General features: G+C 40.9%; 1 protein-coding gene. It reads right to left on the reverse strand.

Going from position 1 to position 1,509, the window contains the following annotated elements; genetic code table 11:
- Positions 1-937: ABC transporter ATP-binding protein (locus ACH2DQ_RS14020; protein ID WP_395027148.1), on the reverse strand; the 937-nt coding region annotated here is incomplete at its 3' end.
- Positions 938-1,509 lie beyond the last annotated feature (572 nt).

The following is a 1,509-nucleotide window of genomic DNA, read 5'->3' on the forward strand; positions in this document are numbered from 1 at the left end:
GCCATACCATGGTGGCATTGTAGGATACAAATGCCAGGAATTCCCCAAGGGTAATTTGTCCGTTTACGGCGACGGTAACACCTACACAGATCACGGTGAGAATCTGAAGCCCAGTGATTAAGTCTCCGATTCCCCAGTAGGCACTCATCAGGCGTCCCAGACGAATCCACAGGCTTGCAAAGGCTTCGTTTTTATGATCAAAACGGTCAATTTCAAATTTTTCCCGTCCAAATGCCCGGACGACCCGGACTCCGGTGAGATTCTCCTGAACTACGCTGGATAACTCTCCTTCTGCTTCATCTGCTTTTAAGAATCTTTTTGCTATCTTCGCATAGAAAAATCCCGAGTATCCCATGATAACGGGGATGAAGCAAAGTGCCACCAGGGAGATTTTCACATTCATGGAAAACATAATGCCCATGGATAAAGCGATTAAAAAACTGGTTCGAAACACTTCTACCATTTGATTACAGACAAAATTCCGGACAACCTCCACATCCGATGTACACCGCTGGATAATTTCTCCGGTCTGATGTTTCACATGCCAGGAAAACGGAAGTTTTTGTATATGGGCATATAATTGGTCACGGATACTTTTTACAAAGGACTCCGAGCCTTTTGCTATGCCCATTTTACTGAAATAGCTGCAAATCCCGGACATGACTGCGGTTACCATAACAGCCGCCGCCGCTGCCAACAGTGCTTTACTGCCGGTACCGGACAGCTGTTCAAGATGCAGAAAGTCAACCAGCCTTTTTGGCAGCTGCCAGTCTGCTCCCCCGATTACCGAGTCAACAGAGATTCGCACAATCTGAGGTGTCAATGAGTTAAAGATGGTATTCAACATTGAAAATACCAGTGCAAATACAAACAAGTGTAAATTTCCTTTCAGGAAACGGGCGATGAGGCGCACCTTTCCTGTCTGATTCCTTTCCATAAATCTGTTCCCCTCCATTATAAATTCGTTTCGTGCAGCGATATGTCATGGTGTCATGAGCTGTACTGCTATGAGTAGTTACTTTATTATGTGCCGTTTCCGACACAGCAAAAAAGCGCCTCTGAATGACCAGAGACGCTTTTTAACTGACCTTATTCTATTCCTATCGTAGAAATGCAGGATATCTCAACAGACATACTCCCTCATTAAAATTACGATATTCATTGAAAAGGCAGACAAAATGTCCGCTGATTATTCATATTTTGATTCACTGAAATGCGATTATTTATGAATGTTATTATTACGTTTAATTTAAAGTTTCTCATTTTGCCTGCCTCCTTTCTTCTAATTTTTATATTAATTCAAGCAAATTGTTTAATTAGTATAACTTACCAATTTTTTAAAGTCAAGTGTATTTTAAAATAAATTTTTATTCTTTAACGTATTCGTATTTTGAAAGTATTTTCCGCTTTTTTTAGTTAAAAATACAAAGCAGCAAATTTTCCAGGTCAAATGTCTCATCTTCCGTAAATATTTCTTCCAGCCGGTTCAGGTTCAGGTCGGAATGCTCG

It is taken from the genome of Robinsoniella sp., from assembly GCF_034124845.1.